The 22,987-nt window shown below is 57.4% G+C and carries 18 protein-coding genes; 14 read left to right on the plus strand and 4 right to left on the minus strand.

The window, feature by feature from the left end; translation table 11 throughout:
* Positions 1-96: 96 nt before the first annotated feature.
* The 3 genes from AC6I8X_RS18790 to AC6I8X_RS18800 all read left to right on the plus strand — a co-directional run bounded on the left by AC6I8X_RS18790 (position 97) and on the right by AC6I8X_RS18800 (position 4,063).
* On the plus strand, positions 97-2,010 hold the full coding sequence (locus AC6I8X_RS18790) for a bifunctional 5-dehydro-2-deoxygluconokinase/5-dehydro-2-deoxyphosphogluconate aldolase (protein WP_497840278.1): 1,914 nt from the start codon (positions 97-99) through the stop codon (positions 2,008-2,010).
* 271 nt (positions 2,011-2,281) lie between these two features.
* Positions 2,282-3,124, plus strand: a complete 843-nt coding sequence (locus AC6I8X_RS18795) for a MurR/RpiR family transcriptional regulator (RefSeq protein ID WP_084877544.1) — start codon at positions 2,282-2,284, stop codon at positions 3,122-3,124.
* Between the two features lie 24 nt (positions 3,125-3,148).
* A complete protein-coding gene (locus AC6I8X_RS18800; RefSeq protein ID WP_313684666.1) occupies positions 3,149-4,063 on the plus strand; it encodes a LysR substrate-binding domain-containing protein in 915 nt (304 codons plus the stop codon).
* Positions 4,064-4,195: 132 nt separating this feature from the next.
* Here the strand turns inward: AC6I8X_RS18800 and AC6I8X_RS18805 are convergent, their stop codons facing one another.
* Positions 4,196-4,477: a CBU_0592 family membrane protein gene (locus tag AC6I8X_RS18805; protein ID WP_084877550.1), complete on the minus strand. Its 282-nt coding sequence runs from the start codon at positions 4,475-4,477 to the stop codon at positions 4,196-4,198.
* A gap of 196 nt (positions 4,478-4,673) precedes the next feature.
* Here AC6I8X_RS18805 and AC6I8X_RS18810 point away from each other — a divergent pair, with 196 nt between their 5' ends.
* Genes AC6I8X_RS18810 through AC6I8X_RS18830 form a run of 5 tightly spaced genes read left to right on the plus strand, consistent with a single transcriptional unit; the run spans position 4,674 to position 11,681 of the window.
* Positions 4,674-6,263 carry an ABC transporter substrate-binding protein gene (locus tag AC6I8X_RS18810; protein WP_497840279.1) on the plus strand — a complete coding sequence of 530 codons (1,590 nt, stop codon included), beginning with the start codon at positions 4,674-4,676 and terminating at the stop codon, positions 6,261-6,263.
* Complete coding sequence (locus AC6I8X_RS18815; RefSeq protein ID WP_299448219.1) at positions 6,263-7,210, plus strand: ABC transporter permease; 948 nt, start codon at positions 6,263-6,265, stop codon at positions 7,208-7,210. Before AC6I8X_RS18810 ends, AC6I8X_RS18815 begins: the two co-directional genes overlap by 1 nt.
* A 3-nt stretch (positions 7,211-7,213) precedes the next feature.
* A complete protein-coding gene (locus tag AC6I8X_RS18820) occupies positions 7,214-8,044 on the plus strand; it encodes an ABC transporter permease (protein ID WP_208716779.1) in 831 nt (276 codons plus the stop codon).
* A complete protein-coding gene (locus AC6I8X_RS18825; RefSeq protein WP_313684672.1) occupies positions 8,041-9,663 on the plus strand; it encodes an ABC transporter ATP-binding protein in 1,623 nt (540 codons plus the stop codon). Before AC6I8X_RS18820 ends, AC6I8X_RS18825 begins: the two co-directional genes overlap by 4 nt.
* Complete coding sequence (locus AC6I8X_RS18830; RefSeq protein ID WP_497840280.1) at positions 9,660-11,681, plus strand: CocE/NonD family hydrolase; 2,022 nt, start codon at positions 9,660-9,662, stop codon at positions 11,679-11,681. Before AC6I8X_RS18825 ends, AC6I8X_RS18830 begins: the two co-directional genes overlap by 4 nt.
* A 79-nt stretch (positions 11,682-11,760) precedes the next feature.
* Here AC6I8X_RS18830 and iolB read toward each other — a convergent pair whose 3' ends face one another.
* Positions 11,761-12,576 carry a 5-deoxy-glucuronate isomerase gene (iolB, locus tag AC6I8X_RS18835; protein WP_313684676.1) on the minus strand — a complete coding sequence of 272 codons (816 nt, stop codon included), beginning with the start codon at positions 12,574-12,576 and terminating at the stop codon, positions 11,761-11,763.
* Positions 12,577-12,587: 11 nt separating this feature from the next.
* On the minus strand, positions 12,588-14,093 hold the full coding sequence (locus AC6I8X_RS18840; protein ID WP_313684678.1) for a CoA-acylating methylmalonate-semialdehyde dehydrogenase: 1,506 nt from the start codon (positions 14,091-14,093) through the stop codon (positions 12,588-12,590).
* Between the two features lie 294 nt (positions 14,094-14,387).
* Between AC6I8X_RS18840 and AC6I8X_RS18845 the strand changes: the two genes are divergently transcribed.
* Complete coding sequence (locus AC6I8X_RS18845; protein ID WP_497840281.1) at positions 14,388-15,203, plus strand: TIM barrel protein; 816 nt, start codon at positions 14,388-14,390, stop codon at positions 15,201-15,203.
* 186 nt (positions 15,204-15,389) lie between these two features.
* Here the strand turns inward: AC6I8X_RS18845 and AC6I8X_RS18850 are convergent, their stop codons facing one another.
* On the minus strand, positions 15,390-16,610 hold the full coding sequence (locus tag AC6I8X_RS18850) for an MFS transporter (protein WP_313684682.1): 1,221 nt from the start codon (positions 16,608-16,610) through the stop codon (positions 15,390-15,392).
* Positions 16,611-16,844: 234 nt separating this feature from the next.
* Here AC6I8X_RS18850 and AC6I8X_RS18855 point away from each other — a divergent pair, with 234 nt between their 5' ends.
* From AC6I8X_RS18855 to AC6I8X_RS18875, 5 genes are all read left to right on the plus strand, one after another.
* A complete protein-coding gene (locus AC6I8X_RS18855; protein ID WP_497840282.1) occupies positions 16,845-17,558 on the plus strand; it encodes an ABC transporter ATP-binding protein in 714 nt (237 codons plus the stop codon).
* Positions 17,536-18,510 (plus strand): ABC transporter substrate-binding protein, encoded by a 975-nt coding sequence (locus AC6I8X_RS18860; protein ID WP_310616994.1) that lies wholly within the window; start codon positions 17,536-17,538, stop codon positions 18,508-18,510. Before AC6I8X_RS18855 ends, AC6I8X_RS18860 begins: the two co-directional genes overlap by 23 nt.
* Positions 18,511-18,513: 3 nt before the next feature.
* On the plus strand, positions 18,514-20,166 hold the full coding sequence (locus tag AC6I8X_RS18865) for an ABC transporter permease (protein ID WP_497840283.1): 1,653 nt from the start codon (positions 18,514-18,516) through the stop codon (positions 20,164-20,166).
* 276 nt (positions 20,167-20,442) lie between these two features.
* Positions 20,443-22,047: an EAL domain-containing protein gene (locus AC6I8X_RS18870; protein ID WP_497840284.1), complete on the plus strand. Its 1,605-nt coding sequence runs from the start codon at positions 20,443-20,445 to the stop codon at positions 22,045-22,047.
* Positions 22,022-22,981 carry a D-2-hydroxyacid dehydrogenase family protein gene (locus AC6I8X_RS18875; protein WP_497840285.1) on the plus strand — a complete coding sequence of 320 codons (960 nt, stop codon included), beginning with the start codon at positions 22,022-22,024 and terminating at the stop codon, positions 22,979-22,981. The genes AC6I8X_RS18870 and AC6I8X_RS18875 overlap by 26 nt, the downstream gene beginning before the upstream one ends.
* Positions 22,982-22,987 lie beyond the last annotated feature (6 nt).

Genomic DNA, 22,987 nt, shown 5'->3' on the forward strand with positions numbered 1-22,987 from the left:
TAGCCAATCAGGCACCTTGAGAACCCGGAAGCACAGTGCCCGATACCGGGCCACGCAGCCCGCAGTGTCTGCTTATCACAGAAGGAAACCATAGGTATGAGTACACAACAGAAGCGGCTTGATGTGATTTGTATCGGACGCATCGCCGTCGACCTCTACGGTCAGCAAATTGGATCACGACTGGAAGATATGAGCACCTTCGCCAAATATCTTGGTGGATCTTCCGGTAACGTGGCGTATGGCACGGCCATCCAGGGCCTGAAATCTGCCATGCTGGCACGCGTTGGGGACGAGCATAATGGCCGCTTTCTGCGTGAGACCTTGCAGCATGTGGGCTGCAACACCGATGGACTGATTACGGACAAAGATCGTCTTACTGCGCTGGTGATCCTCGGCATTAAAGATGAAGAAACCTTCCCGCTGATTTTTTACCGCGACAACTGCGCCGATATGGGCCTGGTGCCGGAAGATATCCATGAAGATTTCATTACTTCCTCGCGCGCCGTGGCGGTAACCGGTACGCATCTGTCACACCCACATACCCGTGCTGCGGTGCTGAAAGCGCTGGATATCGCCAAACGTAACGGCCTGCGCACCGCGCTGGATATCGATTACCGCCCGGTGCTGTGGGGTCTGACCTCACTCGGCGACGGTGAAACGCGTTTCATTGAGTCGAGTCAGGTGACGAAACAATTGCAGGAAGTGGTGCATTATTTCGATCTGATTGTTGGAACAGAAGAAGAGTTTCATATCGCCGGTGGCAGCACCGATACGCTGACCGCGCTGAAAAATGTGCGTCAGGCCAGCCAGGCGACCCTGGTGTGTAAACGTGGCCCGCTGGGTTGTGTGGTGTTTGAAGGGGATATCCCGGATAGCTGGGAGCAAACCAAACTGCATAGCGGCGTGCGCGTTGAAGTGCTGAATGTGCTGGGTGCTGGCGATGCCTTTATGTCAGGCCTGCTGCGTGGCTGGCTGAACGATGAAAGCTGGGGGCAGGCCTGTCGCTACGCCAACGCCTGCGGTGCGCTGGTGGTATCACGTCACGGCTGTGCCCCGGCGATGCCGACCAAAGAGGAGCTGGATGACTTCCTCAGCCGCGATAACGCGGTGAAGCGCCCCGACCTGGATTCCCGTCTCAACCATCTGCATCGCGTTACCACGCGAACCCAACAGTGGCCGGAGCTGAACGTGTTCGCTTTCGACCATCGCAAACAACTTGCCGATATGGCTCGCGAAGCGGGTGTCGATGAAAGCCGTATCCCACAGCTGAAATTGCTGTTGTTGCAGGCAGCTGAAGAGGCGGCACAACAGGCGGGTCTGGATAGCAAAAGCGGCATCCTGGCAGACACCACTTACGGCCAGAAAGCGCTGAACGCCATCACCGGCAAAGGCTGGTGGATTGGTCGTCCGATTGAATTGCCCAGCTCACGCCCGTTACGCCTCGAACACGGCAATATCGGCTCCCAGCTGGTTAGCTGGCCACAGGAACATGTGGTGAAATGCCTGGTGTTCTATCATCCGCACGACAGCGCCGAAATGCGTAAAGAACAGGATGACCTGATTCTGGATGTGTGGAATGGCTGTAATAAGAGCGGGCATGAGCTGCTGCTGGAAGTGATTCTGCCGGAGAGCAATCCGGATAAGAAAGAATCTTACTACGTCGATATGCTGAGCCATTTCTACAGTCTCGGCATCCAGCCGGACTGGTGGAAACTGCCGCCATTATCCGCCGAGACCTGGCAGGCAGTAAGCCGCCTGATCGAACAACAGGATCCCCACTGCCGCGGCATTCTACTGCTCGGCCTCGACGCACCGGAAGAGAAACTGAAAGCCGGTTTCGCCGCCGCCGCCCAGGCTCCGTGGGTCAAAGGGTTTGCGGTGGGTCGCACCATTTTCGGCCAGCCATCACGCCAGTGGTTACAGGGCGAGCTGGATGATCAGGCGCTGATCGAGACGGTGAAAGGCAATTACCTGCGGCTGATTGAGTACTGGCGCGCAGCACGCGGCTGAACAGCAACCACATAATGCACGAACGTAGCGGCGCGATTTATCGCGCGAGGTTTTCGCGATTTATCGCGCGGGGTTTTCCAACCGCGTGCACAGAATTGCGCAATAAATTGCGCCGCTACAAATTATGTCGTTAACCTCCCTGCATTTTGTGAGGCGTTTCATAAACCGATGAAATAACCTTCACGATGCTGTCAAACAAATGAAATTTTCCATCCATCTGGTACTATAGCGCTCATTATCCAGCCATAATTCTTATTAGCGGGCCGAAGTAATGACCAATAACCCCACCCAATTGACCTTGTTACAGGACGACATCCGTCGTCGTTATGAAACGCTGAGCAAACGCCTGAAACAGGTGGCGCGCTATATTCTTGATAACAGCAACAGCATTGCCTTTGATACGGTCGCCTCGATCGCCCAGCAGGCCGACGTTCCCCCTTCCACGCTGATCCGTTTTGCCAACGCCTTTGGGTTTAGTGGCTTCAACGAAATGAAACAGGTTTTCCGTCAGCACCTGATGGAAGAAACGGTGAACTACACCGAACGCGCGCGTCTGTTCCGTCAGACCGCGACCGACGACAGCGCCAGCTCACCGGAAAGCCCGGTCGAAATTCTGAATGTCTTCACCATGGTCAACAGCCAGGCACTGCAGCAGCTGGCAATGCAGGTGAACCCCGAGCAGCTCAACAAAGCGGTGAAGCTGCTAAATGAAGCAGAAAATATCTACATTATCGGCCTGCGTCGATCCTTCAGCGTAGCGTCGTATCTGGTGTACGCACTGCGCCATCTGGAACGTCGCGCCTTCCTGATTGACGGACTCGGCGGAATGTTCACCGAGCAGCTGAGCATGGTAAATCCCAAAGATGTGGTGATTGCCATCAGCTACTCGCCTTATGCGCGTGAAGCGGTAGAACTGGTGGAACTGGGTGCCAAACGGGGCGCGCATCAGATCGCCATCACTGACAGCCAGGTCAGCCCGCTGGCCGCCTTCAGCGATGTCTGCTTTGTGGTACGTGAAGCGCAGGTGGATGGCTTCCGCTCGCAGGTGGCGTCTCTGTGCCTGGCGCAAACCCTGGCGGTTTCACTGGCGCTGAATAACGTCGAAAAAGCCTGACCCTCAAGCACCGAGGCTTGATTGATGCAGATCGAACCTTTACCGCCACTCAACACGCTGATCGCCTTCGAGTGTGTCGCGCGTTATGGCAACATTTCGCGCGCGGCGGAAGAACTCAACCTGACGCAAAGCGCTACCAGCCGCCAGATTTTGCAGCTGGAGGAGATGCTGGGCTGCAAGCTTTTTACCCGCACCCAGCGCCGGGTATTGCTCACCCCACGCGGTGAGGCTTACGCAGTGCAGGTACGCCAACAGCTCTCCGCGTTATCACACGCCACAGCGGAAGTGATGGGCTGGAACGGTCTGCCTCAGGTGACTATCGCCTGCACCAGCGCCATGGGGTCATTGTGGCTGGCACCACGCCTCTCGGAATTGCATCGCGAACTGCCCAATCTGCAAATTCGGATGAAAATCTCCGACAGCTTCGCCGATATGCGCTCGTCGGAGTTCGATCTGGCGATTTTCTATCTGCGCGAACCGCCACCGGGCTTTCACGCCAGTCCGCTGTTTGACGAAATCTGTTATCCGATGTGCTCCCCGGCGTTTCTGACACGCCTTGACCCGGACGCCTCCGCCGAATCGTTGCTACACCAGATGTTGCTGATTCAGGATGACCCGCAGCGGGAATGGACCGGCTGGAGCGACTGGTTTGCCTCGCAGGACATACCGAGTTTTGTGCCGCGCCAGACCTGGCGAGCGAATAACTACCCGTTTCTGGTGCAGTCAGCGTTGCGCGGTGATGGGATACTGCTCGGCTGGGAAGGTCTGGTGCAGGATCACCTCAATCGCGGCGAACTGGTGCCCGCGCATGGCGGAAAACTGGCGGCCAACGGCAAATGTTTTCTGCTCACTCCACAGGATCGCTATATCAAACCGATTGTGCGCCATGTAATCAGCTGGCTACAGCATCAACATCAGACAGAAATTTCATCACGATAAAAAAGCGCCACAGAATATTATTTCTGTGACGCCTTTCGCACGGCAAATTATCTCTTCGACTCTTCACCATAACTTTTTCTTATATTTAAAGGTGCAACTAAAAACGCAAAGCCGCGATATTAATTCCCTTGTTTATTGTTGGGGATCTAACGGCGGAAGTTTATTTTTAATTGCACCGCGTCGGCGATGTGAAGAATGCATACCAACCAGCGTAAAAATTAACCACATCGATTGGGAAATCACCATTGCCAAATTAAAATCATGGCTCAATGAATAGAGTCCGCAAACGCCTCCCGCGATGTTAAGACAGGCATAAATGTCTGAATCAATGACCAATTTACGCAACTGAACCAGTGCGTATGCCAGTAAATAACAAAAAACGCCAATTAGCCCAACTATCGTATGCAGTTCCACATGCATTTTCCCTGGTGTTGCTCAGTGATCGGGAAATTATCTTTTTTGTGGGTGTTCTGCTGCGCGTTTTTCGCATAGTCTGATACGAAAATCTCATACATCAGGTTTTATTGGTTTTGATATAAATCAGAAATAACTGCGCTAAGGCCCAGGATGAGATAAGTAAAACAGGGTAAATAACAACGGAGAAAAATAAATGAAAGACGAGCAGGAAAACTTTAACAAATATCTTCAGGGCGCAAATTTGAGCCGCCGTTCATTTATCAATACTGCCGCGCTGGTTGGTGCGGGCGCAGCATTATCGCTCTCCCCCTTTTCCGGCTTTGCCGCTGAAGCCACCCCGAAAAAAGGTGGCCTACTGAAACTTGGCATGTCTGGTGGTAACACCAGTGACTCACTCGACCCGACGCTGTATAGCGACTGGGTACCGCTGAACCAGGCCTATATGCTGATGAACGGCCTGGTAGAAATTGATGAAAACAACAAGGCCACCCCGGAACTGCTGGAAAGCTGGAGCGCACAACCGGGCGCCCAGGAGTGGACCTTCAAAGTACGTCAGGGCGTCACCTTCCATAACGGTAAGACGCTGACGGTGGAAGATATCCTCTACTCCATCAACCTGCACCGTGGCGACCAGTCGCGCAGCGCCATCAAAACTCAGCTGGCAAGCATCACCGAGCTGAAGAAAAGCGGCGATAACGAAATCACGCTTAAACTCGACGGCGGCAACGCTGACCTGCCTTACCTGCTGGCGGATTATCACCTGGTGGTGGTGCCGGACGGTTTCACCGACTGGAAACACCCGATTGGCACCGGTGCTTTCGTCTTCGACCAGTATCAACCCGGCGTGCGTTCTTACTTCAAACGCAACCCGAACTACTGGAAACCAAACCGTGGCTTTGTTGATGCCGTGGAAGTGCTGGTGATCAACGATGCCACCGCCCGTACCAACGCCCTGATTTCTGGCCAGGTCCATGCCATCAACCGCGTGGATTTCAAAACCGTTGATTTCCTGAAACGCAGCCCGGCGCTGAACATCATCCGTTCTGCGGGCGGCCAGCACTTTACTTTCCTGATGGATTGTCGCGTCGCACCGTTCAATAACAACGATGTGCGCATGGCGATCAAATACGGTATCGATCGTGAAAAACTGCTGGCAACTGTGCTGCGTGGTTACGGCACCCTCGGCAATGACCATCCGATCCCGAAAACCGATCGCTTCTTCAACAAAGCACTGCCGCAGCGTGCTTACGATGCCGATAAAGCCAAATTTTATCTGAAGAAGGCCGGACTCAGCAGCCTGCCGGTGGAACTCTCCTCCTCCGATGCGGCCTTTGCCGGTGCGCTCGATGCCGCTGCGCTGTTCCAGGGCCAGGCCGCTCAGGCCGGGATTCAGGTCAGCATCAAACGTCAGCCTGCCGACAGCTACTGGGACGACGTGTGGATGAAAGCGCCGTTCAGCATGGGTTACTGGGGTGGACGCCCGACCGCAGACCAGATGTTCTCCACCGCGTGGCAATCCACCGCCAAATGGAACGATACCCACTGGAAGAACGAGAAATTCGACAGTCTGCTGATTCAGGCCCGTTCGCTGCTGGATGAGCAAAAACGCGCCGAAATCTATGGCGAATTGCAGCAAATCGCCAGCGATGACGGTGGCGCGATGATCCCGCTGTTTGGTGACTACCTCGATGCGGCCAGCAAAAAAGTGGGCGGCGTGAAACCGCATCCGATGTTCAACTTTATGGGTGGTCGCCTGGCAGAACGCGTTTGGCTGGAGTCGTAATGAAAAAGCAGATTTTACATCGCCTGCTGCTGGGCCTGCTCACGCTATGGCTGGTTTCGCTGCTGATCTTTGTCGGCACCGAATTGCTGCCCGGTGATGTCGCCAGCGCGATTCTCGGGCAGAACGGTACGCCGGAAACCATCGCCGCGCTGCGCACACAGCTCGGCCTGGATCAGCCTGCCATCTGGCGTTACCTGCACTGGCTGGGTGGCGTGCTACACGGCGATCTTGGCAACTCGCTGGCGAATAACCAGCCGATCAGCGCGGAGCTGCTGCCGCGTCTGGCGAATACGCTGTTCCTCGCCGGTTATGCCGCCATCATTGCTATCCCGCTGGCGGTGCTGCTCGGCATCGCCTCGGCGGTGTGGCGTGGTTCGTGGTTTGATCGCTTAGCCAACTCACTCACGCTGCTGAGTATTTCGGTGCCGGAATTCTTCGTGGGTTATGTGCTGGTGATCTTCTTCGCCATTCGCCTGGCGTGGTTTCCCAGCCTGGCGCTGGTCGATCCTGATGCCGGTGTGCTCTCACGGCTGTACGCCTGCACCCTGCCGATGCTGACGCTGGTGCTGGTGGTGCTGGCGCATATGCTGCGTATGACGCGCGCCTCCGTCGGCGCGGTAATGTCGAGCAGCTATATCGAAACCGCGCTGCTAAAAGGCATGTCACGCTGGCGCATCGTGCTCGGCCACGCGCTGCCTAACGCGCTGGCACCGATCATCAACGTTATCGCCTTTAACCTCGCCTATCTGGTGGTCGGGGTGATTCTGGTGGAAGTGGTGTTTGTCTATCCCGGCATTGGGCAACTGATGGTGGACGCCGTGACCAAGCGCGATCTGCCTGTGGTACAGGCTTGTGGGCTGCTGTTTGGCGGCACCTACATCCTGCTCAACACCGCCGCCGATTTGCTGGCGATCTGGTGTAACCCACGTCTGCGCCATGCGAGGTAAGTGATGAAAAAACTGAAAATCCGCACGGTGCCGATTTCCGCCATGCTTGGCCTGGCCATCATCGCCGTGAACCTGATTGCCGCGCTGTTCGCGCCCTGGCTGGCACCGCACAGCGAAACCGCGCAGGTGGGCGATATCTGGATGCTGCCCTCCAGCGCCATGCCGCTTGGCACTGACAGCCTGGGCCGCGACATGTTGTCGCGCATTCTGTTTGGCGCGCGTACCACTATCGCCATTGCACTGGCAATCACCGCCATTTCGTTTGTCATCGGCATTCTCACCGGCTTCACCGCCGCCATTTATGGCCGCTGGGTGGATGTGGTGCTGACGCGTATCGTCGATACGCTGATGTCGATTCCGGTGCTGATTCTGGCGCTGATCGTGTTGTCGGTGCTCGGCACCTCAATTCCGGTACTGGTTGGCACCATTGCCTTGCTCGATGCCACCCGCGTCTATCGTCTGGCACGTCTGGTGGCGCAGGGGATTGTCTGCCAGGAGTATGTCGAAGCAGCGCGTCTGCGCGGCGAAGGGCTGGGCTGGATCGTGCGTAAAGAGATTCTGCCCAACGCCATCCCACCGCTGCTGGCGGAGTTTGGCATGCGCTTCTGCTTCACGTTCCTGTTTATCGCCGGTTTGAGCTTCCTCGGGCTGGGCATTCAGCCGCCGTGGGCCGACTGGGGCAGCATGGTGCGCGACAATGCCCAGGCGATCAACTTCGGCCAGCTGGCACCACTCTACCCGGCTGCCGCTATCGCCCTGCTAACCATCGGCGTCAATCTGGTGGTTGACTGGCTGCTGGTACGCAACAACCTTTCGCTGGGGGAAGAGGGATGACACAACCCATTCTGGAAATGCGCGATCTGCGCATTGAAACCGACCAGGGCATTCCGCTGGTCCAGAACATTTCACTCAGCCTGAAACCCGGTGAAGTGCTGGGGCTGATTGGCGAATCCGGTGCCGGTAAATCCACCATCGGCCTTGCCGCGCTGGGCTATGCCCGTGCGGGCTGCCGCATTGCCGGTGGCGAAGTGCGTATCGCCGGGCGCGATATTGTGCCGCTCTCCAGCAAAGAGAAACGCGAAATTCGCGGCCGCCGCGTGGCCTATGTGGCGCAAAGCGCCGCCGCTGCGTTTAACCCGGCGCTGACCATTGGCAAGCAGGTGTGTGAAGGGCCGATTCGTCATGGCCTGATGAACGCTACTGAAGCGCAGGCGTGGGCAGTCACCCTGTTCCGCGCGTTGGATCTGCCGGAGCCAGACACCATCGGCCAGCGCTATCCGCATCAACTGTCCGGCGGCCAGTTGCAACGCGCAATGGCAGCGATGGCGATGTCCTGCAAACCCGATTTGCTGGTGATGGACGAACCGACCACCGCACTGGATGTCACCACGCAGATTGAAGTGCTGGTGATGCTGCGCAAACTGGTACGTGAGTTCAATACCGCCGCGTTGTACATCACCCACGATTTGGCCGTGGTGGCGCAGATTGCTGACCGCATCATGGTACTGCGCCAGGGCTGCGAAGTGGAAAGTGGCAGCACCACCGACATTCTGCAAAATCCGCTGGAAAGCTATACCCAGCGGCTGGTATCGGAACGCGCCCATGCGCTGACGCCGGTCCACGCGGAAAACGTGGCGCAGGGCCAGTTGCTGACGCTGCAAAATCTCTCCACCGGCTACAACGGCAAAACCGTAGTACACGGCGTGTCGATGAGCATTGCCAAAGGCGAAACGCTGGCGATTATTGGCGAGTCGGGCAGTGGCAAAAGCACCCTCGCGCGTGCGCTGTGCGGCCTGCTGGGCGATACCGCCGGTAACGTCAGCTTTGCCGGCAAGGTACTGGCGAACCGCTATCAGCAACGCGACAAAGAAACGCTGCGTCGTATCCAGATGATTTATCAGTTGCCGGATGTGGCCCTCAATCCGCGCCAGACCATTCTGGAAGCGATCGGTCGTCCGATCGCCTTCTACTTTGGACTGGATAAACGCCAGGTCCGTGCGCGGGTGGAAGAACTGCTGCGGCTGACCGAGCTGCCGCTCACCCTGATTGATCGTTATCCCGCTGCGCTCTCCGGCGGGCAGAAGCAGCGCGTCTGCATTGCGCGGGCGCTGGCGGCGCAGCCTGAGCTGATTATTTGCGATGAAGCCACCTCGGCTCTCGATCCGCTGGTCGCGGAAGAGGTGCTGAATCTGCTGCGCCGTTTGCAGGAGCAGCTCGGCCTGTCGTACCTGTTTATCACCCACGACCTCAGCACCGTGAAGCGCATCGCGCAGCAGGTGGCGGTGATGTATCAGGGCAACGTGGTGGCACAAGGACCGACCGAGCAGGTATTCAGCGCCCCGATGCACAGCTATACCGAAAAACTACTGACCTCAGTGCCGGAAATGCGTACCTCATGGCTGGATGAAGTGCTGGGTCAGCGTCAGAACAACGCAATGGCAGGAGCCTCATGAAAACCTTCGTAACGCAATTTCCCCACAGCGTCAGCGTGACGGAACATCTGTGGATTACCCTGAAAGACGGCACCCGCCTCGCCGCACGCATGTGGCTGCCGCTCTCCGCCAGCCAGCAGCCGGTGCCCGCCATTCTCGAATATATTCCCTATCGCAAGCGCGATGGGACGCGTACCCGCGATGAGCCGATGCACGGCTACTTTGCCGGGCAGGGTTACGCCGTGCTGCGTGTGGATATGCGCGGCAGCGGTGAATCGGATGGCCTGCTGGCCGACGAATATCTGTTGCAGGAGCAAGAAGATGCGCTGGAAGTGATCGACTGGATCAGCCAGCAGGCCTGGTGCAGCGGCGCTGTCGGCATGATGGGTAAATCCTGGGGTGGGTTTAACTGTCTGCAACTGGCGGCACGTCGTCCGCCTGCGCTGAAAGCCATCATTACCGTGTGTTCCACCGACGATCGTTATAACGACGATATCCACTACAAAGGCGGCTGCCTGCTGAATGACAACCTGTGGTGGGGCGGCATTATGCTGGCCTATCAAAGCCGTCCGCAGGACCCGCAACTGGTGGGGGATAGCTGGTATCAGGACTGGCTCAATCGTCTGGAAAACATGCCGTTTTTCCCGGCGCTGTGGATGGATCATCCGCTGAAAGATGCCTACTGGAAACACGGTTCGGTCGGCGAGGATTGGTCGGCGATTCAGTGCCCGGTGATGGCCGTCGGCGGTTGGGCCGACTCCTACAGCAACGCGGTGTTCCGCCTGATGGACAACCTTGATGTACCCCGCAAGGCGATTATCGGCCCGTGGGCGCATATCTATCCACAGGATGGCACGCCGGAACCGGCGATTGGTTTTCTCCAGGAAGCCGTCACCTGGTGGGATCGCTGGCTGAAGCAGGTGGACAACGACGCACTCGCTGGCCCACGCGTGCAGGCATGGCTGAACGACAGCCAACGCCCGGGTTCACAGCGCCCTCAGGCGTTTGGCGAGTGGATCGGCCTCGACGGCGATACCGACGAAGTGACCCAAGCGCAACGCTGGCATTTACAGCCCAGTACCCTTGCCCCGACTCCGCTGGAGCAGGATAACTGGCAGGCCATCTGTACCCAGCAAAACCACGGGCTATTTGCCGGGGAATGGATGGGCGCGGGCGTGCTGGGTGAAAGCCCGAGCGACCAGCGGATGGACGATGGCCTGGCGGAGAGCTTCGACAGCGCGCCGCTCAATGAAAGCCTGAGCATCTACGGTTTCCCGCAGTTCAGCGTCAAACTGAGTAGCGACAAACCGGCGGCGATGCTATATGTCCGCCTCTCCGATGTGGCACCGGATGGTGCATCAACCCGCGTTACCCACGGCTGGGTTAACCTCAGCCACTTGCAGGGGCAGGATAAAAACGTGCCGCTTCTGCCTGGTGAAACGGTGGATGTGCAGGTACAGCTGGATGGCATCGCCTGGCGTTTTGCCGCCGGGCATCGTCTGCGCATCTCGCTGGCGACCACCTTCTGGCCGATGATTTGGCCGATGGCGGAAGTCGCTACCCTGAAGGTGAATCTGGCGAGTGCCACGCTCGATCTGCCAGTCTGCCGTCAGGTGACACCGATTGCCGGCCCCAACCCGCAACCGGCCACTGCCGCCAATACGCCGCTGACATTGCTGTCGCCAGGACGGGTGGAGCGCGAGCTGCGTTATGACGTGGTGAATGACAGCTGGGAAAGCATCACCCATGGTATCGGTGGGGTGTTTGGCGAGGGGGTCTATCGTTTCGACGATATCGATACCACCGTCGATCATAGCCTGCGCCGTCAGCTGACCGTGCATAACCAGGACCCACTATCTGCCCATTATCTGCTGACGCAAAGCATGAAAATCGGGCGTGAAGGATGGTGGACGGAAACCGATATCGTGCTGGAAATGCGCAGCGATCTGACGCATTTCATCATCAGCGGTGAGATGAAGGTGCAGCACAACGGCGAAGCGGTATGTACAAAGCAGTGGGATCGACGCATTAAACGGTAAAAAACCGCGCGATAAATCGCGCCGCTACAAATACGTGCAGATATCGTAGCGGCGCAATTTATTGCGCGGGTTGTGCAGTTTAAACGCGCGGATACTTATCGCTATTCACCCAGGCGTGATCTTTCTCCCAGGTAAATTTCCACAGACGAACCGGCCCCGCCATCACGTTGAGATAATAGTTGTCATACCCCGCCAGCGTCGCCACCGGATGGTAGCCACGCGGCACAGTGACCACATCGCGGTTATACGGTGCCAGACATTCGTCCAGTGAACGGTCGTCGGTGTAGACGCGCTGCATGGCGAAACCGGGCTCCGGATCGAAACGGTGATAATACGTCTCTTCCAGATAGGTTTCGTCCGGGCTGTCTTTCTGATCGTGCTTGTGGCTCGGATAAGAACTGGTCGCCCCTTCGTCGGTGTAAACCTCCACCACCAACAGGCTATCGGCCGGTTTATTGTCCGGCAGAATGTTATGCACCAGACGCTGGTTGCGCCCCTTACCACGATGCTCGACCCCGACATCTTCCGGCGCAATCAGACGCGCCGGCAGGTTGCCCTGGCTGGGGGCGTTACACACCGCCAGCTCCAGATCGCTATCGGCGTAGACTTCCACCTCGTCGTTATGCGGCACATACACCGAATAAGGCGGAATCCGCTCGAAGGGTGACAAACGCTTGCCCAGATTCGGGAACTCAGCATGACGGGTTTTTACCGAGGCAAAGCCCGCCACCAGCACCAGACACAGCTCTTTATCGCCGCTGCTGAGTTTCAACGTCTGTCCCTTTTTCAGCAGATAAGCATCAAAGCCGACGTATCCCCAGCCCGCGCTTTCCGGCGTGACATGCTGAATACGACCATTGCTGTCTGGCTGCTGCGCTTTCGCAAGTAGTGACATCCCAATCCTCCTTAACCCAGAGTCGGCATGCTGAACTCAGAGACCGTCTGCTGACCGCTCGGCCAGCGCACGGTGGCGGTTTTCATACGGGTGTAGAAACGCACGCCATCCGGGCCGTGCACATTCAGCGCACCAAACACCGAACGTTTCCAGCCGCCGAAGCTGTGGAACGCCATCGGTACCGGGACCGGGACGTTAACGCCGACCATGCCCGCTTCCACATCCTGCACAAACTCACGCGCGGTGTGACCGTTGCTGGTAAAGATGGCACTGCCGTTGCCAAATTCGTGGCTGTTCACCAGTTGCAGCGCGCTGCTGAAATCCGGGGAACGCATGATGCTCAGCACCGGTCCGAAGATCTCTTCACGCCAGATAGTCATGTCTGAGGTCACGTTATCGAACAGTGTACCGCCTACATAGTAACCTTCAGCATGGCCTGGCACCTGATAGTTACGGCCATCGACCACCAGTTTCGCGCCTTCCTGCTCACCTTTGTCGATATAACCCAGCACTTTTTTCTGGTGCGCGGCAGATACCACCGGCCCCATTTCATTCTCTTCCGCACCTTTCTGGATACCCGGTCCGACGCGCAGCGCTTTGATCAGCGGCGTCAGGCGTGCAATCAGTTTGTCGGCAGTGCCCTCACCCACCGCCACCACCACCGGCAGTGCCATGCAACGCTCACCAGCAGAACCAAACGCGCCGCCCATAATGGCGTTCACCGTGGCATCCAGATCGGCATCCGGCATCACGATGGCGTGGTTTTTCGCTGCGCCAAACGCCTGGACACGTTTGCCGTGGGCACTGGCGGTTTTGTAAATATGTTCTGCCACGCCGGAAGAACCGACGAAGCTCACCGCCGCCACGCGCGGATCTTTATACAGTTGCTCGGCATCTTCGTTGGAAGAGTGGACCACGTTGAACACGCCATCCGGCAGGCCTGCTTCTTTCAGCAGCTCCGCCATACGCACCGAAGCGGATGGGTCCAGCGCCGGTGGCTTGAGAATAAAGGTGTTACCGCAGGCCAGTGCAATCGGGAACATCCACAACGGCACCATCGCCGGGAAGTTAAACGGGGTGATACCCGCTACCACACCCACCGGCTGCATCAGTGAATAGCTGTCCACGCCGCCACCCACATTTGGCGAGTTTTCGCCTTTAATCAGATGCGGAATGCCGCAGGCAAATTCGATCACTTCAATGCCGCGCGTCAGCTCACCCAGCGCATCGGACCAGACTTTGCCGTGCTCAGAGACGATCAGTGCCGCCAGCTCCTCACGGTGCTGTTCCATCAGCGCTTTAAAGTTGAACATCACACGGGCACGACGCAGCGGAGAGGTTTTGGACCATTCCGGGAATGCCGCATGAGCGACTTCAATCGCTTTAGCGACTTCATCTGAGGTGCTCTGCGTCAGTTCACGCACCACTTTGCCGGTCGCCGGATCGTACACCGGAATGGTTTCATTGCTGGCGCTGTGGGTAATCTGGCCGCCGATAAAGTTTCCTACGATGTTCATGTCGTTGCCTCTTTAATGTGTAAACCCGCGAGAACGAAAAAGCATGGTATGAAGCTATTACAGTGAAATAAATTTTTCAAATACTTATTTTTGGAAAATTTACTTTTAGCGGACTGGATCGCATTTTCCTGCCCATGACTTCCCTGTATCACGCCACACCTGAACATTAAACAAAACGAAAGCGGGAATTTTTGCGAGGAAGATCCAATATCTTAAATTTCATAATTCACTAACAATGAAATAAATGTTCTCTTTAGCACCATCTTACCCGCACCCCATTACAGGAGCCGTCACATGGCCATCGATCCAACCCGTTTCTGTATTAACCGTAAAATTGCCCCGACGCTGTCGCTGGAAGCCTTTTTCCAGCTGGTGCAGCGTCTGGGTTTAAACAAAGTGGAACTGCGTAACGATATGCCTGGCGGCAGGGTGACGGATGATCTGAGTGTGGCGCAACTGCGCGCGTTGACCGACAAATACCACATCGAAATCGAAACTATAAACGCGCTCTATCCGTTCAACCGTCCTGATGACACGCTGCTGGCCAAAGCCGAAGCCCTGTTGCAGGAAGCCCAGCAAATTGGCGCGAAAGCACTGGTGATGTGTCCGTTGAATGAAGGCATCGCCATTGCCCCGGAACAGACGCTGGCAGCGTTGCAAACCCTTGCTCCACGCTTTGCCCATTATGGCATCCAGGGACTGGTGGAACCGCTCGGCTTCCCGGTCAGCTCCCTGCGTTCCGCCGTGAAGACGCAGCAGCTCATTCGTGATGCGCAGGTGCCGTTCAAACTGCTGCTGGATACGTTCCATCATCATCTGTACGAAAACGCGGAGCAGGAATTCCCGCAGGAGATTGATGTTAACCAGATTGGCCTGGTGCATCTGTCCGGCGTGGAAGATACGCGCCCGACGGAGCAACTCACCGATGAACAACGCATCATGCTGAGTAATAACGATGTGCTGAACAGCGTGGCCCAGGTGAAACGCCTGGAGATGCTGGGTTACAAAGGCATCTACGCCTTTGAACCCTTCTCGTCTGAGCTGGAGAACTGGAGCGCCAAAGATATCGAACGTGAAATCCGCGCCAGCATTGAATTGCTGCAAGCCTGATAGAAAATTGGCCTGCACATGCCGTAGCGGCGCGATTTATCGCGCGTCTTTTGAAACTTGCGCGATAAATCGCGCCGCTACAAACCTGTCCCTGGAGGTTGCTGTCCGCAGCCCCCGCCTGCCAGACCCTTATCTGTGTCATTGACACAACGTTGTAGTGATTGGCCTCGGTCGGAGGCCACTTTTTTAATTCTCTTTAATCTCTACCGGCGGACTGTCAGGCTGGCGTCTACTCATCCGCAGCGTGCACACCAGTGCCAGACACACCAGCAGCGCGGTGAGGAAATAGACCAGCGGCACTCCGGCGAAACTCATGATGAAACCGGCGATTGGCCCGGTGATCCCCAGCGACAAATCCATAAACGCCGTATAGGTTGCCAGCGCGCTACCCTGATTCTGCTGCGGCACCACTTTTACCGCCACCACGCCAATCGCCGGGAACACCAGCGAGAAACCTGCGCCGGTAAAAAATGCCCCGACTTTTGCCATCCAGGGATCGAACGAACCCGCCACCAGGAACAGGCCCACGGCTTCCACCGCAAAACAGATGCTGGCGACCCGTAAGCCACCGAGACGATTGATGGCGTTGGGAAACAGCAGACGCGTACCGACAAATGCGGCGCTGAACAGCGTCAGCGCGAATGCAGCGCCATCCCAGCCTTTATCCTGATAAAACAGAGTGATAAAAGTCGCGATCACGCCAAACCCAGCCGACCCCATCGCCAGAATCAGGCCAAAGCCATAGATTTTCCCCAGCACATCGCGAAACGGCAGCGGTTTGGCTTTGCTGCCTTTCACCGGCGCACGCGGCAGCGCCAGCGCAATTGCCAGTACGCAAATGGCGATAATGATGCCGGACAGCAACAACAACCCACCGGCGCGGAAAATCACCACCCCAAGCGGGGCACCAATCGCCATCGCCCCGTAGGTGACGATGCCGTTCCAGGAAATCACCCGGCCAATATGCAGCGAGCCGACGCGCGCCACACCCCACAGCGAAGTGCCGGTACCGGAGAAACTTTGCCCGACACCGAGGATCACGCGGCCCAGGCACAGCAGCCCGAGGCTCAGCACCGACCAGCTTTCGGTTAGCGCCGATAGCAGAATGCACAAGCCGCTGAGGAAACAGCCGCATAGCCCGAGCACCACCACTTTTTTCGGTCCCCATTGATCGGCGTAACGCCCGGCATGGGGGCGGCTCAACAGGGTGGCAAGATATTGCAGGCTAATCACCAGCCCGGCCCAGAAAGCGCTGTAGCCGAGTCCGTCATGGACAAAACCCGGCAGCACCGCCAGCGGCAGGCCGATGGTGAGATAGCTGGCAAAATTGAACATCACGATGGAGAGAATCAGTAAATTCAGACGGAAAGGCGTTAAAGCAGGTTCCGCGGCAGGCAGGTCAGGCATGAGTGAGTGCGCTCGTGTTTGACGAATTTTTTATAATCGAGCTGTAACTATACGCTTTTTCGCCTGCTGCGCATCATAGTCTCTGATGATATTTGGTCATCTTTCCGTCATATCCCCGCCGTAGACTCGCCGCCAGTGAAATCCCAAAGAGGATAACAATCTGATGACGCTCCTGATAAACCATCGGGTGCGCGTGGCGTATGCCGACTCCCTGCTGCTGGCGGGAGGTGGCCGATGACGCGTGTCGCGCAACCTATCGAACTGAAAAATCTCAGCTGGTCAGCGGGTAACCTGACCATTCTGCACGATCTCTCCCTGACCATTCCCGCCGGACAAACGCTGGCGCTGCTCGGTCCCTCCGGCTGTGGCAAAAGCACGCTGCTGAAACTGCTGGCGGGCCTGCTGCAACCCTCGGCGGGTGAAATCTGGCTCGGTGACCAGTGCGTGGCCTCGGCACGTCACTGCGCTGCACCGGAAGCACGTAACCTCGGCATGGTGTTCCAGGATTACGCGCTCTGGCCGCATATGAGCGTGGTGCAGAACGTGGCCTTTCCTCTGCGAATGCGGGGTGTAAAGAAAACGGCGGCGCTGCAACAGGCGGAAGCCGCACTGGAGCAGGTTGGCCTCGCCGGGTTTGGCGATCGTAAACCCGCCATGTTGTCGGGCGGCCAGCAACAACGTGTGGCATTAGCCCGCGCGCTGGTGGCGAAACCGGCGATTCTGCTGTTTGACGAACCCTTATCCAACCTTGACCGCGATCTGCGCGAAACCCTCGCGCAGACCATGGCGCAGCTGCTGCGCGCTTTTGGTATCACCGCCGTTTACGTAACGCATGACCGCGAGGAAGCCAACACCCTGGCCGACCGCATTATCCATCTGGCGCAGGGCCAGATTGTTGCAGTGACTGACCTCTCAGGGGAAACCAATGCCATCTCTCAAATCTGTTAAAACAGGAGCCATCAGCGCGATGATTTTGACTTCCGCCATGATGATGATGAACGATGCCGAAGCACTGACGGTGTACACCGCCGGTCCTGGCTCACTGGCGAAAAGCCTCGCCACCGGGTTTGAAAAACAAACCGGGGTTAAGGTGAATATCTTCCAGGCCACCACCGGCAAAGTGATGGCGCGTCTGGAAGCAGAGCAGGCTAACCCGCAGGCGGATGTACTGATCTCAGCGTCATGGGACACCGCAGAAGATCTGCAACAACGTGGCTGGCTGCTGCCGTATCAAAGCCCAAACGCCGCGAACGTACCGGCGGCATTTAAAACCGATGCTTACGTCGCACAGGGCATTTCCGCACTCGGTATCGTGTGGAACACCAACAGCCATACGCCAGAACCCAAAACCTGGCAGGACCTCACCGGTCCGGCGTTCAAAGACAAAATCACCACCCCTGACCCGGCGCTGTCAGGTGCCTCTCTCGACCTGCTGATTGGTTTGCAGAATGGCGAAGGCGAGAAAGCATGGCAGCTGTTTGATCAACTGAAAGCCAATGGCATGGTGATCAGCGGCCCGAACGCGCAGGCCGTCACGCCGGTGTTGCAGGGGGCGAAAGCCGCGGTGTTTGGCGCGGTGGATTACGTGACTTACAACAACATCGCCCAGGGTGAAGCGGTGAAAGTGATTTTCCCGGAAAACGGCACCGTGGTGGCCCCGCGTCCGATGATGATCCTGAAAAGCAGCCAGCATGCCGCCGATGCCAAAGCCTTTATCGATTATGTCCTGTCGGATGAAGGCCAGCAGCAGGTGGCAAAAGCCTGGCTGATGCCCGCTCGTACCGATATCAAGGCGCAACGTCCGTTAATCACCGAGATCAAACTGTTGCCGGTGAATCAGGAAGGCGGCAGTGAACGCGCGGCGGTGCTGAAGCGCTTTGCCACGCTGTTTGGACAATAAACCATGTCGCGTGCCCTGTTTAACGGCCTGATCCTGCTGGCGCTGCTGGTACTGGTGGCGCTGCCGCTGTTGTTTATCGTGCTACAGGCGCTGTTTCCGCACCTGAGCGAGGGACAATGGCAGGGAGCTTTCAGTGCGCTGCCCGCGTTACTGGAAGATCCGCAGCTGGTGCCGATGTGGCTGGGTACGCTGAAAATTGGTCTCGGCGTGGCGCTCGGCAGCCTGGTATTGGGCCTGCCGCTCGGCGCGCTGCGCGGTTTGTTTCGTCTGCCAGCGGCGGCGCTGTGGGATTTGTTGTTTCTTATCCCCTTCCTGACGCCACCCTATATTGTGGCGTTGGCCTGGACGCTGGCGCTGCAACGCAATGGTTATGTTGAGCAGCTCACCGGCCTGAATTTTGACAGCCTGTTGTTCAGCAGCAGCGGCATGATGCTGGTGATGACGCTTAACATCTTTCCGGTGGTCTATTTCGCGGTGTCGCGCTCACTGATGGCAAGCGGACAGCGTCTGGCCTGGGTCGCGCGGGTACATGGCGCTCACGCCTGGCGCGCCTTTGCGCAGATAACCCTGCCGCTGACCTTACCCGCTCTGGCCGGTGGCGTACTGCTGGCGTTCACGCTGGCGATTGAGGAATACGGCGTACCTGCGGCGCTTGGCGCTCGCGCCGGGCTAACCCTGATGACCGTCGGCATTGAGCAAAAACTGGCTGACTGGCCGATTGATCTGCCGGGGGCCGCCTCGCTCTCGCTGATGCTCAGCCTGGTGGCGCTGCTGGCGTGGTTTTGTCAGCGTAAGCTTACCGGCAGCAGTGATGTCACGGCGGTGAGCGGTAAACCGGTGGCGCAGGAAGCCGCCAGCCCCGGTCGCTGGCAACTGCCGATGTTGCTGCTGTTCGTGCTAACCGCCCTGCTGGCGGTGGCGCTACCGCTCAGCGCGATGACGCTGAGCGGCCTGCTGAACACCTTGTCGGGCGGCATTCATCCCGGCAACCTGACGTTGCGTCATTTCACCGCGCTGTTCAGCCAGCAGGGTGATGCACTGGCGGCGTTCTCCACCAGCATCGGACTGGCGCTCGGCGCGGCATTGCTCACCGGGTTGCTCGGATTTTTGATTGCCTGGCGCGTGGCCGAAGGTAAAACACGTTTGCTGGCGCTGATGGATGGGCTGGCCTTGCTGCCTGCGGCGATGCCGGGGGTGGTGATTGGCGTCGGGCTGATTTTGTTGTGGAATCGCGGCTTCTGGCCGGTCTCCCCCTACAACACGCTGGCGATTTTGCTGCTTTCCTACAGCTGCCTGCTGCTGCCCTGGCCGGTGCGTTATGTCAGCAGCGCCCTGCGTCAGCTGGGTCCGACGCTGGAACCGGCAGCACGGGTGCACGGTGCCTCGCGTTTGCAGGCGCTGCGATTGATTGTGCTGCCACTGGTCACCCCGAGCCTGCTGGCGGCGATGATGATGGTGTTCGCCGTCGCCTCACGCGAGCTGGTCACCTCCCTGCTGTTGGCCCCGGCGGGGGTACAAACCGTGGCGATATTTATCTGGCGGCAGTTTGAGCAGGGATCGGTCGGACAAGGAATGGCGATGGCAACCCTGACGCTGTTCGCCAGCCTCAGCCTGATGTTAGCCGCGCTGGCGCTGCTGCGCAGGCAATCTTCTTAACCTGTTTTTGCGCGATAAATCGCGCTTTCTGTTAATGCTGCCTGCCGTCAGCAAACACCTCTTACCTGCAAATCCCTCTGACACGGCGTTTTTCTCCCTGGGAAACGCCAAAAACGGCAAAGCATTGTCAATAAACGCAAAGCAGAGTCGATAATTGACCTGAGTCAGTTTGGTTGAAAATCAAAACGCTAACATGCACGTCCCTGGGAAGTGCTATGCTGCTGAAACAGCAGCCTATCTCCCTTCCCGCTGCTTAAACCTACCGAGGAACGCCTGGTGCCACCGCAGAGAAAACATCGCGATTTTGGCTGGCTGTTGATTGTTTGTGCCGGGCTGCTGCCCCTGGTGCTCGGTATCTTGTGTACGGCGATTGAAGCGCGGCATACCGTGCATCAGCAGCAAATCAGCACCGCCAACTCTCTGCTGGCCCAGGCCGAAAAAATGAGCGACAGCGCCTGGGATATGATCACCAGACTGCGCCAATACCACTATCAACCCTGCACGGCCATTGAAGATATCCTGCAACGTGAAAGTAACCTGAACGCCTATTTCCGCTCCATTGGTAAGCTGGAAGGGGAAAACATCACTTGTTCTTCAGCCTATGGCCTGAAATCCGGCACCCTAAGCGAAATGATGATGCGCCAGCCCCCGGTGACCGGCAAAGCATGGTGGAGCATTTCCATCAGCGGCACCTCCGGCGTACCGGATCGGCCAGCGGTGGTTTTTGTCCGCCAGTTGCCCGACAGCGAAGGGTTTTGGGCGGTGATTGATGGCCAATATCTGATGGATTTTATGCAGGCGATTGGCGAATCGCGTGGCTATCGCATGAGTATACGATTTAACGAGGGTGCGGCCATAACCTACGGGCCACGCGAACAGCGACCGGAAACCTACCTGAAAAGCGAAACCTGGGCAGCGCAATCCAGCCGCTATCCGATCAGCGTCGAGGTTATCGTCCCTCCCAGCGAACTGCTGAAGGCCTGGCGGCAGGCGCTGTTTATTTTCCTGCCGATGGCAGCCATTTTCTCCATCCTGCTGATGATTCTCACCGCTAACTGGCTGCGCCGCCGCATCTCCTGGCGTGATGAAATTCGTCGGGCCATGCGCAATCGCCAGTTTTCCGTCCATTATCAGCCGGTGTATAGCGTGACTCAGCAACGCTGCGCCGGTGCCGAAGCGCTACTGCGCTGGCAATTACCGAATGGCGATACCATTCGTCCGGATATCTTTATTAGCGCGGCGGAAGAAGAAAGCATGATCGTCCCCCTGACGCGCCATTTGCTGGAGCTGATGGCAGAAGATATCCAGAGCTGGAATGTGCAACCCGGTTTCCATATCGGACTGAATGTGGCGGCAGAACATCTGCAACACCCCGAATTCGTTAATGATATTCAGCTGTTCGCCCGACGCGTGAAAGATAAACATGTGCAGATTACGCTGGAACTGACGGAACGCAGTTTGATTCACGACGGCGAAGACGTGGCGCGCAAGCTGCGCTTGTTGCAGTCACAGGGGATGAAAGTGGCGATTGACGACTTCGGCACCGGCCATTGCTCGCTCAGCTATCTGCAAACCTTCCCGCTTGATTATCTGAAAATTGATCGCGGCTTTATCAACGCCATTGAGCGGCTGGATGGCGAAACGCCGGTACTGGATGCCATCATCAACCTCAGCCATAAGTTGCAGCTTGAGGTGCTGGGTGAAGGGGTGGAGACTTGGTTACAATTCCAGTACCTGCAGCAACGTGGTGTGGTATTTATTCAGGGCTATTATTACGCCTACCCAATGGATAATGACCGGCTGCGTGCGTGGCTCAACGAGCAAGGAGCGCGGCCGCTACTCGCTGAGGAACGCCATGAATCTGAACTGCATCATTCTTGATGATTACCAGAACGTCGCACTGAATCTTGCCGACTGGACCACACTGGAACCGCTGGTCCGCACTCGCGCGCTGACCAGCCATATCGATAACCAGGATGCGCTGGTCAGCCAGATTGAGCACGCCGATATCCTGGTGGTGATGCGCGAACGTACCCCGCTCAGCGCCGAACTGATTGGCCGCCTGCCGAACCTGAAATTGATCGTTACCTCCGGTATGCGCAATGCCTCGATTGATCTCGACGCCTGTCGCGAACGCTATATCGCGGTTTGCGGCACCGCCAGCAGCAGTGCGCCACCACTGGAGCTGACATGGGGGCTGCTGCTCGGGCTGGCACGCCATATCCCCAGTGAAAACCAGGCGCTGCGCAGCAATGGTCCGTGGCAACAGACGCTGGGCATCGGGTTGCAGGGCAAAACGCTGGGGCTGCTGGGTCTGGGGAAAATTGGTGGTGCCATGGCGCAGGTTGCGCAGGCGTTTGGCATGGATGTTTGTGCCTGGAGCCAGAATCTGACTGATGAACGTGCAGCCGCCTGCGGCGTGAGGAAGATGGCATCGCTGCATGCCTTATTACAGGCAAGTGATGTGGTCTCCCTGCATCTGGTACTGAGCGAACGTACCCACCATCTGCTCGACGCAGCCGCACTGGCGCAAATGAAACCCGGCGCATTGCTGCTCAATACCTCGCGAGCGGGTCTTGTCAACCAGGCGGCGATGATTGCGGCATTACAATCCGGGCATTTAGCCGGGGCCGGTCTGGATGTGTTTGAGCAGGAACCGCTGCCCGCCGGGAGTCCATTACGCCAGCTGCCGAACGTGCTGGCGACGCCGCATCTGGGCTATGTCGCCGACAGCAACTACCACACTTATTTTACCGAAGCCGTGGAAGATATCGCCGGTTGGCTAACAGGCGCACCGCTGCGTTCACTGCTTTAGCGTAAA

It is taken from the genome of Pantoea sp. X-Soil-TKNS-1280 (assembly GCF_059730475.1).